The following is a 12,953-nucleotide window of genomic DNA, read 5'->3' on the forward strand; positions in this document are numbered from 1 at the left end:
GGGCACACGTGCAGACGCCCGCGGAACCCTCCGGCACACACGCAGGCGCCCCCGGATTCCTCCAGGGGCGCCTGCCGCAGACCCGTCTCAGCCCTCGTCGGCGAGGATCAGGTACAGCTTCTTGCGCGCCTCGTTGATGACGCCGAGCGCCTTCTCCCGCTGCTCCTTGCTGCCGGTCTTCCAGACCTGCCCGAAGGCTTCCATCAGGCCGAACCCGGCCTGGCGGATCTCGCCGAGCGCCTCCCAGTCGACCCCGCGGGAGGCCTCCTCCCAGGGCGCCTCGGGCCCCTCGCCGGCGGCCTCCCGGCCCGCCTCGGTGAGGGAGAACAGCTTCTTGCCGCCCTCCGACTCGCTGACGATCAGGCCCTCGTCCTCCAGCAGCTGAAGGGTCGGGTAGACCGAGCCGGGGCTGGGCTTCCACGCCCCGCCGCTGCGCTCGGCGATCTCCTGGATCATCTCGTAGCCGTGCATCGGCCGGTCCTTCAGCAGGGCCAGGATCGAGGTCCGTACGTCGCCGCGCCGCGCACGGCCCCTGGGCCCGCCGCGCCCGCGCCCGCCCCAGGGGCCGGGACCGAAGCCCGGCCCGCCGGGTCCGCCCCAGCCGGGGCCTCCCGGGCCGAAGGGACCGAAGGCCGCGCGCAGCCCCTCGAACCCGCCGAGGCCGTGCCGGTGTCCACCGTGTCCGCGTCCGTGCTCGAAACCATGGGTACGCATCGCCACCACTCCATTCCATCGTTGATCTGTCGCGATGCTTCAACGATATATCGTAAACATGTATCCGACAAGACCCGCCCTCCTCTGCGTCCGGCACGCGTGCCCATCCGGAGCGGTCCGCGCATCGGGGATTGGCCTTGGCCTGCGGCTTCACCCTGGACCTAGCGTCGGGGCATGCGGATCCGAATCGTCGACGCCTTCACCGACCGGCCCTTCACCGGCAACCCGGCGGGAGTACTGCTCCTGCCCGACGCGGACGCCTTCCCGGACGACACCTGGTTGCAGGACGTGGCCCGGGAGGTCAACCACGCCGAGACGGCCTTCGCCCACCCCCTTCCCCCGGGCGGACGAGCCGACTGGGCCCTGCGGTGGTTCACCCCGGCCACCGAGGTCGCCCTGTGCGGGCACGCAACCCTCGCCACCGCCCACGTCCTGCACATCACCGGCGCCCACGAGGGCCCGGTGCGCTTCGCCACCCGCAGCGGCGTGCTCGCCGCCGCGCCGGCACCGGACGGTTCCGTGACGCTGGACTTCCCGACGGCACCGCTCACCCCCGCCGATCCGCCCGCCGGCCTCGCCGCGGCCCTGGGTGCCGAACCGCTCACCGTCCTCGACACCGGCCCGGACGTCGGCGACCTGCTGGTCGAACTCGCCGACGAGAGGACGGTCCGCGGCCTCCGTCCCGACCCGCGGGCCCTCGCCGCCCACTCCGAGCGCGGCGTCATCGCCACGGCGCGGTCCGCGGACCCGTCCCTGGGCTACGACTTCGTCTCGCGCTGCTTCTTCCCGAACGTCGGCATCGACGAGGACCCGGTGACGGGCAGCGCCCACACCGCACTGGCCCCGTTCTGGTCCGGGCGCCTCGGCCGCCCCTCCCTCACGGGCCTCCAGGCCTCACCCCGCGGCGGCCGCGTGCACACCCGGCTGCGCGACGGCCGCACCCTGCTCACCGGCCGGGCGGTCACGGTCCTCGACGGCCGTCTGCTGGCCTGAGACACCGAAGGGGCGTACGACAACCGTCGTACGCCCCTGTCGCGCCGGCCTCACGCCGTCGGCAGCCAGCCCACCTTGCCCGCCAGGAGCGCGTACCCGACGAACGCCCCGATGTCGAGCAGCGCGTGCGCCACCACCAGGGGACCGACCCGGCCCCAGCGGCGGTAGAGAAGGACGAAGACGACGCCCATGACCATGTTCCCGACGAAGCCGCCGATGCCCTGGTACAGGTGGTACGAGCCGCGCAGCACCGAACTGCCCACCAGCGCGGCCGTCGGCGTCCAGCCCAGCTGCCCCAGACGGCGCAGCAGGTAGCCGACGACGATGACCTCCTCCAGCACGGCGTTCTGGATCGCCGACAGGATCAGGACCGGGTACTTCCACCACACGTCGGGCAGTGCCTCGGGCACCACGGTGAGGTTGAAGCCGAGGCCGCGGGCCGCGAGGTAGAAGGCGATGCCCGTGCTGCCGATGACCGCGGCGACCGCCGCGCCGCGCCCGAGGTCGGGCCACGGACGCGTGCGGTCGAAGCCGAGGGTGCGCAGGCTCGCGCCCTCGCGCAGCAGGAAGTGGGCGACGAGCGCGACGGGCACCAGCGCGGTGGTGATCCCGAACAGCTGCCAGGCGAGGTCGAGCCAGGGGCGGCCGGGCGCGGCCGAGGCGTTCATGGTGGCCGCCTGGTCCTTCAGCCCGCCGGGCCGGGTGACCGACCCGATGAAGCTGATGAGCGCGGACACCCCGCTCGCCCCGAGCGACAACGCGAGGACCAGCAGCGTCTCGCTGCGCAGCATCCGCCGCGAGAGCCCCTGCCGGGGTAGGGGATCGCCCACCGGGCTCGCCTCCGCCTGCACACCCGCCTCCACTTCACCGACCTGTCGGATCAGTATGGCGGCAGCGGGACGCGGCCCGGTGGGCGCCCTCAGCCGAGCGACACCGGCTCGGGCAGTCCCACGGGCCAGCTGTGCACCGGGTCGCCCTTGTGCATCAGCTCGCGGTAGCGCCGGGTGGTGGCGGCCAGCGCGTCCTCCCGGCCGAGGCCCGCGTCGAGGGCCTGGTGGAAGGTCGCGGCCTGCCAGGTCGCCCCGTTCGTGCGGCGCCGGCAGCGCTCCTCGATCACGCCCAGGTACAGGTCGCGGTCGGCCGGTTCGACGCCCCAGGCGTCCAGGCCCGCCTCGGCGAGCGGGAGCAGCTCGTCGCGGACCAGGTTCACCGCGTCGACCTGGGTGACGCCGCCGTGGCGGCCGCGGGGCCAGGTGAAGCGGGCGTCGATGCCGTCCTTGCAGGCGGCGTCGAAGTTGGCGGCGGCCGCCTCGAACGGCAGCCGCGTCCACACCGGCCGGCTCTCCTCGGCGAGGGCCCGGACGACGCCGTAGTAGAACGCCGCGTTGGCGACGATGTCCACGACCGTCGGCCCGGCGGGCAGGACGCGGTTCTCCACGCGCAGGTGCGGAACGCCGTCGGCGACCTCGTACACCGGACGGTTCCAGCGGTAGATCGTGCCGTTGTGCAGGACGAGCTCGGCGAGCGAGGGCGCGCCGCCCCGGTCGATGACCTCGAGCGGGTCCTCGTCGTCGCAGATCGGCAGCAGCGCCGGGTAGTAGCGCAGGTTCTCCTCGAACAGGTCGTACGCGGAGGAGATCCAGCGCTCGCCGAACCAGGTGCGCGGGCGCACTCCCTGGGCCTGGAGCTCCGGCGGGCGTGTGTCCGTGGACTGCTGGAACAGCGGGGGTCGCGACTCGCGCCACAGCTCGCGGCCGAACAGGAAGGGCGAGTTGGCGCCGACGGCGATCTGCGCGGCGGCGACCGCCTGGGCCGCGTTCCACACGTCGGCGAAGCGGGACGGGGTCACCTGGAGGTGCAGCTGCACAGAGGTGCAGGCCGCCTCGGGCGCGATGGACTTGGAGGTGCACCGGAGGTGCTCCACTCCCTCGATGTCGAGGGTGAACTCCTCGCCGCGGGCGGCCACGATCTGGTCGTTGAGGAGGGTGTAGCGGTCCACGTCGGAGAGGTTCGACGAGACCAGGTCGTCACGGTCGAGAGTCGGCAGAATACCGATCATCACGATGCCGGCGTCGACCTCGGCCGCTTTCCGGTCCGCATATGCCAGTGACGTACGGAGTTCTTCCGCGAGCCGGTCGAATACCCGGCCGTCCACCCGGTGCGGGGGGATGTTGACTTCCAGGTTGAACATGGCGAGCTCGGTTTGGAAGTCGCGGCTCGCGATGCGTTCGAGGACTTGCTTGTTCAACATTTTCGGCATGCCGTCGGCACCCGCCAGATTCAGTTCGATCTCCAGCCCCATGAGGTTCTTGGGGCGGTCGAACCGCTTCTCCGCCAGGAGTCGCTCCAAGCCCGTCAGACACTGACCCAGCTTGTCGCGGTAGCGCTGGCGATCGGACAGGTCGAACCGGCCTGCCACGACCTTCTCCCCCATTGAGCGTCCCTCCTCGGATGATGCGGGCCGAGATCCGGCCGCCGGGGTCCCGGTCAGGTAAGGGATGCCCAGCGAAAGCGATCGATAACGTCCCGGGCCGTCCCGGTGACCGCTACGCTGGTCACATGTGACCGGTGGCACATTCGCCCGGCATGACGCGCACGACGGGATTCCGGTCCGGCGAACTCGTGAAAAACGCCGACGAGAATGGGCCGACCGCGCCGCGGACATGTTCCGAGGTCACCACCGGGTACCCCCGCCTGAAATCGGGATTAATCTCGCGTATCGCCGACCGAATGTACCCTTGTCCTACTCACCGGAAACGGCTAGGCGAAACACAGTCTGAACCCGTGTCGTATAAACTTCGCGAACAAGGCAGAAGGTTGGCGCCCACGGTCGATGGGTTCTGCCGTCGAGGCGATGTTCGACGGGACCCACCCCCCTCTCGTTTCCCTGACCCCGGCCCCTGCCTCTCTGACCTTTCGTGAGCTGACAGCGCCGTCCGCCCCCGCCCTCGCGCCACCGTGCCTTTGAATGAGAGGCGACCCACCATGCCGCTGCATGTCCCGCCGGCTCCCGCGCCCGCACTCCGTTCCGTCCTGGCTGCGCTCTCCTCGCCCACCGCGGTCCGGGAAGCGCGAACTCCCTCCCTGCTCCGCAGCCAGGTGCCCGGCACGCCCGAGCTCCCGCTGCCCGTGCACGTGCTGGACCGGGTCACCGCCGAGGGCGTGTCCGCGACCCGGCTGGCCGGGTGGCGGTTCCTGATCCGCTGCGGCGAGCACGCCGTCGCCGCGGCGGACACCATGCTGACGCCGGACGGCTGGACCTTCTCCCATTTCTTCGAGGGCCCGTACATCACCTCCACCGAGCTCGCCCTGCGCCAGGCCGAGGCGCTGCCCCAGCCCTACCAGCCGCGCCTGCTGTCGGTCCCCGGGCTCTACATGCTGACGCTGTGGCTGCACGAGGACTGCGCCGCCGACGGAGCCGACGGGCACCCGGCGGCCACCGACCTCCTCGTGCCGCTGGCACCCGCGCCGCCCGGCATCGCGGCCCACCGCCCGCACCGCGTCGCCGAACTGCTCCCGGTGCTGACCCACCGGGCGACCCCGACCCGCCTGCTCGGCTCACCCGCCTGAAGCCACCGCGGACCGACGTTCCCGCACCCCGTCCCGTACCCCGTCGCCGGAGACCCGGCGGCGGGGTACGGCCGTTCCACGCCCCTCGGCGACTACCCGCCCGGCCTCCGCTCCGACGAGCACGCCCCGGCTCGTACGAGCCGCACGGAGCGGGTGGCCCGACCGGACTAGCCCCATCAGGCCACGCCGAACCACCCGAAGGGACAGCGCAGTTGGGATGAACCGTCCGCGCGGGTGACGCGTCCTGAAGCGGTGAGGGGCGGTGCTGCGAAATCCCTGCGGATCGACGCCCGTGGGGCAACACTGGGTTCCGACGAACACACCGACGGGGGGCGGCCATGGACGACACTTCCAGCCGCGGAACGCAAGCGACGGCCGAGCCGGTCGACTCGGTCACCACGTCCACCACGACAGAGCGAAAGATCCCACCCATGTGCCAGCACCAGACACCGTGTCCGCCCGCCCACTCCGCCGACCGGGAATCCGCCCGCCTGGTGGCGCACCACCCGGAGCAGGGATGGAGCCTGCTGTGCAACGGCGTGGTGCTCTTCGAGGACACCGGTGAACTGCTGCCGGACGGCCGGGTCATCGCCCCGCACCGCCCGATGGCGGGCGCCAGGTGACGACGGCCGCCTGAGGACCGCCGGGCGGGGGCGACACCCCGCCCGGGACACGAGGGGCCGGCCGCGTACGTCTCGCGCACCGGCCCCGACGCGTATCCGCCGCGCGTGCCACGGGCGGACACGGGCGCGGGCGGACACCGGCGGACGTCACCCCTTGGTGGCACCGGCGGTCAGGCCGCCGACGAGCTGGCGCTCGGCGACGGAGTAGAACGCGAGTGCCGGGACCATGGCCAGCACCAGGTAGGCGAAGACCTTGGCGTACTCCGCGGAGTACTGCCCCTGGAACTGCTGGACCCCGATGGGCAGCGTCCACCACGTCGACTCGGTGAACACCAGCAGCGGCAGGAAGAAGTTGTTCCAGCTGGTGACGACCGCCAGGACGGAGACCGTGCCGAGCGCGGGCCGCGCCATGGGCAGCAGCACCCGCCAGAAGAAGCCGAGGGAGCTGCACCCGTCGAGTGTGGCGGCCTCCTCCAGCTCCCCGGGGATCTGCCGGAAGAAGCCCCGCAGGATGATGATCGTCATCGGCAGCCCGAAAGCCGCCTGCGGGAGGATCACGCCGAGCGGGTTGTCCAGCAGGTCCAGCGACCGCAGCAGCAGGAACAGCGGCAGGGCCGCCACCGCGAACGGGAACATCAGCCCCAGCGTGAACAGGGTGAACAGCACCTCCCGGCCGCGGAAGGCGAACCGCGCGAAGGAGAAGGCCGACAGCGCCGACACGGCGACGACCAGGACCGTCGTGCCCACCGCGATCAGCGTGCTGTTGCCGATCAGCCGCCAGAAGTCCCCCGAGCCGAGGATCTGGGTGTAGTTGGAGGTCACCCAGGACTCGGGCAGCCCGACGGGGTTGCGGGACAGCTCGTCGGTGGTCTTGAAGCCGGACAGCCCGGCGTAGAGCAGGGGGACGGCCATCACCGCACCCACGACGACCAGGACGAGGTGCAGCGGGAGGTTCCGTCCCTTGCGCACGGCCTGACGACTGGTCACTTTCCGTCTCCCCGCATGGTCGTGGTGGCCCCTTCCAGGTCGCGCCGGAGCACGAACCGCTGGTAGGCGAGGGCGAAGACGAGACTGATGGCGAACATGACCACGCTGATCGCGCCGGCGTAGCCGACCTGGTAGCGCTTGAAGCCGTACTGGAACATGGTCACGGCCATGGTCTCGGAGTGGTGGTCGGGGCCGCCCGCGGTGGTGACCCACACCAGGTCGAACAGCTGGATGGAGCCGATGACCGCCAGGAACACGCTGATGCGCAGGGTGGGTGCGAGCAGCGGCAGCGTGACGTTGCGGAAGCGCTGCCAGGGGCCTGCCCCGTCGATGAGCGCCGCCTCGGTCAGCTCCCGGGGGACGGCCTGGAGTCCGGCCAGGCAGAGCATCATGTGGAAGCCGAAGTACTTCCACGTCATGACCAGGAACAGGGTCGCCATCACGGTGGACTGGTCGGCGAACCACTGACCGCCCACGCCGTCCAGGCCGATCCGCCCGAGGACCTGGTCGGCGAAGCCGTCGTCCGGGGCGAAGATCATCCCGAAGAGGATGCCGGTGATCGCCTCGGACAGGACGTACGGGGCGAAGAACAGCATCCGGTAGACCGCCCGGCCGCGCATGCGCTGGTTGAGCAGCACGGCCATGGCGAGCGCGAACGGCAGCTGGACGACGAGGGTGAGCACCACCAGGACGAGGCAGCGCCACAGGTCGCCGAGGAAGACGTCGTCCTGAAGGAGCCGGGTGAAGTTCTCGCCGCCGATGTAGTCGGTGGGCATGCCGAAGCCGCCCCAGCGGAAGAACGCGACGTACAGGGCGAAGAGCATCGGCAGCAGCACGAGCCCGAGGAACAGCGCGAGGGCGGGCACCTGGAAGCCCACCGCGGTGAGCCAGTGCAGTGTGCGGCGCCGGGCCCGGCTCCCGGTCCGCGGCACGGGCGGGGGCGGGGCGCCGGGGCCGGGGCCGGTCCGTTTGTCCGGCAGGAACGTGGAGGTCATCGCCGGCTACTGCTCTTCCTTCGCGGTCCTGGTGATGGACTGGGCGACCTGGCCGGGCGACTTGGAGCCGGCGATGAGCGCGGCGACGCTGTCGTTGACCTCCTGGCCCACGGCGGGCGCGTAGGCCTGGTCGAGGTAGAGCTGGAATCCCGTGGCCGCCTTCAGCTGTGCTTGGACGGCCTTGATGTTGGGGTCGGCGATCGCCTTCTCGGCGGCCGGGACGACGGGCAGCACGCCGGTCTTCTCGACCAGCTCCAGGTCGGTGGCCTCGGAGGCGAAGAACTCCAGGAAGTCGACGGCCTCCTGCGGGGCGCCCCGGCGCAGGGCGTGGCCGCCTCCCCCGCCGAACACCTCGGTGATGGATCCCTTGCCGCCGTCGACGGCCGGGAACGGGAAGAAGCCGAGGTCCTTGCCGAGGCCCTTGCCCGCGTCGGCCTGCACGGTGGGGGCCCACTGGCCCATCAGCTCCATGGCCGCCTTGCCGTTGCCGACGGTGGCGGCCTGGCCGGTGGGCGTGGAGTAGGCGGCGCCGAGGAACCCCTTCTGGAACGGCTGGAGGGCGACGAGTTCGCCGAGGTGCTCACCCGCCTCGACGAAGGGGGCGCCGGTGAAGTCCTTGGCGTCGTAGGCCTTCTGCAACGCGCCGGCGCCGGCGGTGCGCATCGCCAGGTAGGCCCAGTAGTACATGCCGGGCCACTTCTCCTTGCCGGCCAGCGCCAGGGGCGTGATCTTCGCGTCCTTGAGCCGCTGCACGGCGTCGAGGAACGCGTCCCAGGTGGCGGGGGGCCCGTCGATGCCGGCCTCCGCGAAGTGCGCCTTGTTGTACCAGAAGCCGATCATGCCGATGTCGAACGGGATGCCGTAGAGCTTCTCGTCGATCAGGTACGGCTCCTTGGCGACGGGCAGCAGCGCCTCGCTCCACGGCTTGGTGCGGTCGGTGAGGTCCTCGACGAGCCCGGCGTCGACCTGCTGCTTGAGCACGCCGCCACCCCAGGTGTGGAAGATGTCGGGCAGCTTCCCGGACGCCGTCAGAGCCGTCATCTTCGACTTGTAGGCGTCGTTCTCCAGCTGGACGATCTTTATCTTCACCTTGGGGTGCTGCGCCTCGTACTTCTTGGCGAGCGAGGCCCAGACGCTCTTGGCGGGCTGGGTGGTGGAGATGTTCCACCACTCGATGGTGGTCGTGCCGGACGACCCTCCGTCCGAGTCCCCGCCGCATGCGGTCAGTGCCGTGGTCCCCAGCCCGGCCGCGGCGGAGGCCGCCAGGAAGCCGCGGCGGGACAGTGCCGGGTGGCCCATCATGCGCTCCTCGAAAGTTTCGATTGAGATTCAGAAAGCTGCGTTGATGCCGCACCCTAGAGACAGCGGCCAAACGGTGACAACCCCTCGTACGCGGTGAATCTTCAGACGGGATACGGACGTTGGCGCTCACGAAACATTCGGCTGCCGCTCCGAACGTTCCGCGGCGGCTCGCACGACCGCACCCGGCGCCCCTCGGGCCGTCCGGCGAGACCCGGAAGCGGACCGAGCAAGGCACCGGTCCCGCGGCCCTCTCCGCCCGCGCCGCCGCCGTAAGGTGACGGCCATGCAGTCGTACACGATCGGCCAGGCAGCACGGCTGCTCGGCGTGAGCCCCGACACCGCGCGGCGCTGGGCGGACGCCGGCCGCATCACCACTCACCGGGACGAGACCGGGCGGCGGCTCGTCGACGGACGGGACCTGGCCGCCTTCTCCGTCGCACTCGCCAGGTCCGCCACCCCCGAGGACGACGCCCCCTACACCTCGGCCCGCAACGCCTTCCCGGGCATCGTCACGGCCATCAAACTCGGGGACGTCGCCGCCCAGGTGGAGATCCAGGCCGGCCCGCACCGCCTGGTCTCCCTGCTCACCCGGGAGGCCGTGGAGGAACTGGGCCTGGAGGTCGGCATGGAGGCCACGGCCCGCGTGAAGTCGACAAACGTGCATATCGACCGGGTCTGACTTCCTCGCCCTCCCGCACATACACACCTACAGCCCCCGTCCCCATCGCTCATGCGATGCGACAGGAGACATATGCCTCGCAGATGCGCCAGTATGATCGGCGTATAGGAAGGGCCCTGCGGGCTCTTCCCCCGCAGACAGAGGGAGCGACCCCGAGATGATCCGTTCCGCGCAGAGGACCCGCCGGACACTCCAGGTCGCCGGCGGGGCCGCGGCGGTGCTGCTGGCCCTGAGCGCCTGCTCCTCCTCGGACGGGGCGCCGGGCAAGGACGCGTCCTCCTCCGGGCTGTCGGGCACGGTCACCGTCTTCGCCGCCGCCTCCCTCCAGGAGAGCTTCGAGAAGCTCGGCACCGCCTTCGAGAAGCAGCACCCGGGCACCGAGATCACCTTCAGCTTCGGGGGCAGCGACAGCCTCGCCGCGGGCATCAACAGCGGAGCCCCGGCCGACGTCTTCGCCGCCGCCAGCCCCACGACCATGGCGCTCGTGACGGACCGGAAGGGCACGGCGGGCTCCCCCGCCACCTTCGTGCGCAACCGGCTCCAGATCGCCACCCTGCCCGGCAACCCCGACAAGATCACCTCCCTGAAGGACCTCGCGAAGCCCGGCCTCAAGGTCGTCCTGTGCGACCGGACGGTCCCGTGCGGGGCGGCCGCGCAGAAGGCCCTGAAGGCGGGCGGCCTGAAGGTCACGCCCGTCTCCTACGAGCAGGACGTCAAGAGCGCGCTGACGAAGGTCGAGCTGAAGGAGGCCGACGCGGCCGTCGTCTACCGCACCGATGTGCGGGCGGCGGGTGACAAGGTGGACGGCGTGGACTTCCCCGAGTCGGCCGACGCCGTCAACGACTACCCGATCGCCCTGCTCGACGACGCCCGCAACCCCGAGACCGCCAAGGCCTTCATCGCCCTGGTGCGCTCCGCCGAGGGCCGCGAGGTGCTGTCCGGGGCCGGGTTCATCGCGCCGTGACCGGCACGCGGGAGAGCCGTCCGCACGGCACGCGTCGGCGCGGCGGCAGTCCGCGGGACCGGACCCGGACGGTACCGGTCCCCCTGCTCGTCCCCGCCGTGATCGGTCTGGCCTTTCTGCTCCTGCCACTGATCGCCCTGCTGGTGCGGGCGCCCTGGCGCAGCCTCCCCGACCAGCTGACCAGCCCGCAGGTCTGGGAGGCGCTCCGGCTCTCCCTGGTGTGCGCCACGACGGCGACGGCTCTGAGCCTCGTCGTCGGCGTGCCGCTGGCCTGGCTGCTGGCCCGCACGCGGTTCCCCGGCCGGGGCCTCGTACGGGCCCTGGTGACCCTGCCGCTGGTGCTGCCGCCGGTCGTGGGCGGTGTGGCCCTGCTGCTCGCCTTCGGGCGCAACGGCGTGGTGGGGCAGTGGCTGGACTCCTGGTTCGGGATCACCCTGCCCTTCACCACGGCGGGCGTGGTCCTGGCGGAGACCTTCGTGGCGATGCCGTTCCTCGTCATCAGCGTGGAGGGCACCCTGCGGGCCGCCGACCCCCGCTACGAGGAGGCCGCCGCCACCCTGGGCGCCTCCCGCTTCACCGCGTTCCGCCGGGTCACCCTGCCGCTGATCGCCCCGGGCATCGCGGCGGGGGCGGTCCTGGCCTGGGCCCGGGCCCTGGGCGAGTTCGGGGCGACCATCACCTTCGCGGGCAACTTCCCCGGCCGCACGCAGACCATGCCGCTGGCCGTCTACCTGGCCCTGCAGAACGACCCGGCGGCGGCGATCGCCCTCAGCCTCGTGCTGCTGGCGGTGTCCATCGCCGTGCTGGCGGCCCTGCGCGACCGGTGGATGACGGCGTCGTGACCCCCCGCACGCGCGACCGGGCGCGCTCCCCCCACCGGGCCGATCGCCGGCTGCCCGACGACGGCCCCTCCGACCTCTGGACGACACACCGATGACCGGTCCCGACGACACGTCCAGGCGCCCCCTCCAGGGGCTCGACGCCCGTCTCCTCGTCGACCGGGGCGGGTTCCGGCTGGACGTCACGCTGGCCGCCGCCCCGGGCGACGTCGTGGCCCTGCTCGGCCCGAACGGCGCCGGAAAGACGACCGCCCTGCGCGCGCTGGCGGGTCTCGTCCCCCTCACCTCCGGGCATCTGCGTCTGGACGGCACGGCGCTGGACGGCTCGCCGCCCGAGGCCCGGCCCGTGGGCGTCGTCTTCCAGGACTACCTGCTGTTCCCGCACCTGACCGCCCTGGACAACGTGGCCTTCGGCCCGCGCTGCCGGGGCGCCGGCAAGGCCGAGGCGCGAGCCCGGGCCGCCGAGTGGCTGGACCGCATGGGCCTCGCGGACCACGCCGGGGTCAAGCCCCGCCGCCTCTCCGGGGGACAGGCCCAGCGCGTGGCCCTGGCCCGGGCCCTGGCGACGGAGCCCCGCCTGCTGCTCCTGGACGAGCCGCTGGCCGCCCTCGACGCCCGGACCCGGCTGGAGGTGCGCGCCCAGCTGCGCCGGCACCTCGCCGCGTTCGAGGCCGTGGCCGTGCTGGTCACCCACGACCCATTGGACGCCATGGTGCTGGCCGACCGCCTGGTCGTCGTCGAGGACGGGGCGGTCGTCCAGGAGGGTACGCCCGCGGACATCGCCCGCCACCCCCGGACCGACTACATCGCGCGGCTCGTCGGCCTCAACCTCTACCGGGGCCGGGCCGAGGGCCACACCGTCCGGCTCTCCGCGGGCCCCGCCCTCACCACCACCGAGGAGCTGTCCGGGCCGGTCTTCGTGGCGTTCCCGCCGGGCGCGGTGACGCTGTACCGCGAGCGTCCGGCCGGCTCCAGCGCCCGCAACCTGTGGCGCTGCGAGGTCGCCGGGCTGGAGACGCACGGCGACCAGATCCGCGCCGACCTCACCGGCGAACTCCCCCTCACCGCCGACCTGACCACGGTGGCGGCGGCGGAACTCGATCTGCACCCCGGGGCACCGGTGTGGGCGGCGGTCAAGGCGACGCAGACCCACGCCTACCCGGCGTGACACCCGGACCGGCGGTCTCCCTCACCGGGTCCGTCCCGCCGGGGCGGCCGGCATCCGACATGCCGGGAGGGGCCCCGCACCCGCGGAGCCCCTCCCTGGAACCGTGTGGTCCGGCCGGC

The 12,953-nt window shown here is 72.1% G+C and carries 13 protein-coding genes; 7 read left to right on the forward strand and 6 right to left on the reverse strand.

Translation table 11 applies throughout. The features are described from left to right. Nucleotides 1-87: 87 nt before the first annotated feature. Nucleotides 88-714 carry a PadR family transcriptional regulator gene (locus tag ACH4C6_RS13310; RefSeq protein WP_398108673.1) on the reverse strand — a complete coding sequence of 209 codons (627 nt, stop codon included), beginning with the start codon at nucleotides 712-714 and terminating at the stop codon, nucleotides 88-90. Nucleotides 715-888: 174 nt separating this feature from the next. Here ACH4C6_RS13310 and ACH4C6_RS13315 point away from each other — a divergent pair, with 174 nt between their 5' ends. Continuing rightward, complete coding sequence (locus ACH4C6_RS13315; protein ID WP_398108674.1) at nucleotides 889-1,707, forward strand: PhzF family phenazine biosynthesis protein; 819 nt, start codon at nucleotides 889-891, stop codon at nucleotides 1,705-1,707. A gap of 50 nt (nucleotides 1,708-1,757) precedes the next feature. Here ACH4C6_RS13315 and ACH4C6_RS13320 read toward each other — a convergent pair whose 3' ends face one another. Both ACH4C6_RS13320 and ACH4C6_RS13325 read right to left on the reverse strand, forming a co-directional pair. Beyond that, a complete protein-coding gene (locus ACH4C6_RS13320) occupies nucleotides 1,758-2,558 on the reverse strand; it encodes a CPBP family intramembrane glutamic endopeptidase (protein WP_398108675.1) in 801 nt (266 codons plus the stop codon). 68 nt (nucleotides 2,559-2,626) lie between these two features. After that, nucleotides 2,627-4,141, reverse strand: a complete 1,515-nt coding sequence (locus ACH4C6_RS13325) for a glutamate-cysteine ligase family protein (protein WP_398108676.1) — start codon at nucleotides 4,139-4,141, stop codon at nucleotides 2,627-2,629. Between the two features lie 551 nt (nucleotides 4,142-4,692). Here ACH4C6_RS13325 and ACH4C6_RS13330 point away from each other — a divergent pair. Both ACH4C6_RS13330 and ACH4C6_RS13335 read left to right on the forward strand, forming a co-directional pair. Then, nucleotides 4,693-5,277: a hypothetical protein gene (locus ACH4C6_RS13330; protein WP_398108677.1), complete on the forward strand. Its 585-nt coding sequence runs from the start codon at nucleotides 4,693-4,695 to the stop codon at nucleotides 5,275-5,277. Between the two features lie 431 nt (nucleotides 5,278-5,708). Beyond that, a complete protein-coding gene (locus ACH4C6_RS13335; protein WP_398108678.1) occupies nucleotides 5,709-5,900 on the forward strand; it encodes a DUF5999 family protein in 192 nt (63 codons plus the stop codon). A 147-nt stretch (nucleotides 5,901-6,047) separates the two neighbouring features. Here the strand turns inward: ACH4C6_RS13335 and ACH4C6_RS13340 are convergent, their stop codons facing one another. From ACH4C6_RS13340 to ACH4C6_RS13350, 3 genes are all read right to left on the reverse strand, one after another. Beyond that, nucleotides 6,048-6,812, reverse strand: coding sequence for a carbohydrate ABC transporter permease (locus ACH4C6_RS13340; RefSeq protein WP_369198896.1), 765 nt, complete (start codon nucleotides 6,810-6,812; stop codon nucleotides 6,048-6,050). Nucleotides 6,813-6,883: 71 nt separating this feature from the next. Then, nucleotides 6,884-7,882 (reverse strand): carbohydrate ABC transporter permease, encoded by a 999-nt coding sequence (locus tag ACH4C6_RS13345; RefSeq protein WP_398108679.1) that lies wholly within the window; start codon nucleotides 7,880-7,882, stop codon nucleotides 6,884-6,886. Nucleotides 7,883-7,888: 6 nt separating this feature from the next. After that, a complete protein-coding gene (locus ACH4C6_RS13350) occupies nucleotides 7,889-9,181 on the reverse strand; it encodes an extracellular solute-binding protein (RefSeq protein WP_398108680.1) in 1,293 nt (430 codons plus the stop codon). Between the two features lie 286 nt (nucleotides 9,182-9,467). Here ACH4C6_RS13350 and ACH4C6_RS13355 point away from each other — a divergent pair, with 286 nt between their 5' ends. The 4 genes from ACH4C6_RS13355 to ACH4C6_RS13370 all read left to right on the forward strand — a co-directional run bounded on the left by ACH4C6_RS13355 (nucleotide 9,468) and on the right by ACH4C6_RS13370 (nucleotide 12,834). Further along, nucleotides 9,468-9,863, forward strand: a complete 396-nt coding sequence (locus ACH4C6_RS13355) for a molybdopterin-binding protein (protein ID WP_398108681.1) — start codon at nucleotides 9,468-9,470, stop codon at nucleotides 9,861-9,863. A gap of 157 nt (nucleotides 9,864-10,020) precedes the next feature. Then, the gene (gene modA / locus ACH4C6_RS13360) at nucleotides 10,021-10,827 is read left to right on the forward strand and encodes a molybdate ABC transporter substrate-binding protein (protein WP_398108682.1); all 807 of its coding nucleotides are present in this window, start codon (nucleotides 10,021-10,023) and stop codon (nucleotides 10,825-10,827) included. After that, complete coding sequence (locus ACH4C6_RS13365) at nucleotides 10,824-11,669, forward strand: ABC transporter permease (protein WP_398108683.1); 846 nt, start codon at nucleotides 10,824-10,826, stop codon at nucleotides 11,667-11,669. The genes modA and ACH4C6_RS13365 overlap by 4 nt, the downstream gene beginning before the upstream one ends. Before the next feature lie 91 nt (nucleotides 11,670-11,760). After that, nucleotides 11,761-12,834, forward strand: a complete 1,074-nt coding sequence (locus tag ACH4C6_RS13370; protein WP_398108684.1) for an ABC transporter ATP-binding protein — start codon at nucleotides 11,761-11,763, stop codon at nucleotides 12,832-12,834. Nucleotides 12,835-12,953 lie beyond the last annotated feature (119 nt).

This window comes from Streptomyces sp. NPDC017943 (assembly GCF_044328425.1).
In the GTDB taxonomy this organism is placed as follows: domain Bacteria; phylum Actinomycetota; class Actinomycetes; order Streptomycetales; family Streptomycetaceae; genus Streptomyces; species Streptomyces djakartensis_A.

Bases quoted from the DNA above. Each gene is read 5' to 3' on its own strand.
- ACH4C6_RS13310 (WP_398108673.1), bottom strand. From the start codon at position 714: ATGCGTACCCATGGTTTCGAGCACGGACGCGGACACGGTGGACACCGG.
- ACH4C6_RS13315 (WP_398108674.1), top strand. From the start codon at position 889: ATGCGGATCCGAATCGTCGACGCCTTCACCGACCGGCCCTTCACCGGC.
- ACH4C6_RS13325 (WP_398108676.1), bottom strand. From the start codon at position 4,141: ATGGGGGAGAAGGTCGTGGCAGGCCGGTTCGACCTGTCCGATCGCCAG.
- ACH4C6_RS13330 (WP_398108677.1), top strand. From the start codon at position 4,693: ATGCCGCTGCATGTCCCGCCGGCTCCCGCGCCCGCACTCCGTTCCGTC.
- ACH4C6_RS13335 (WP_398108678.1), top strand. From the start codon at position 5,709: ATGTGCCAGCACCAGACACCGTGTCCGCCCGCCCACTCCGCCGACCGG.
- ACH4C6_RS13340 (WP_369198896.1), bottom strand. From the start codon at position 6,812: ATGGCCGTCCCCCTGCTCTACGCCGGGCTGTCCGGCTTCAAGACCACC.
- ACH4C6_RS13345 (WP_398108679.1), bottom strand. From the start codon at position 7,882: ATGACCTCCACGTTCCTGCCGGACAAACGGACCGGCCCCGGCCCCGGC.
- ACH4C6_RS13350 (WP_398108680.1), bottom strand. From the start codon at position 9,181: ATGGGCCACCCGGCACTGTCCCGCCGCGGCTTCCTGGCGGCCTCCGCC.
- ACH4C6_RS13355 (WP_398108681.1), top strand. From the start codon at position 9,468: ATGCAGTCGTACACGATCGGCCAGGCAGCACGGCTGCTCGGCGTGAGC.
- modA (WP_398108682.1), top strand. From the start codon at position 10,021: ATGATCCGTTCCGCGCAGAGGACCCGCCGGACACTCCAGGTCGCCGGC.
- ACH4C6_RS13370 (WP_398108684.1), top strand. From the start codon at position 11,761: ATGACCGGTCCCGACGACACGTCCAGGCGCCCCCTCCAGGGGCTCGAC.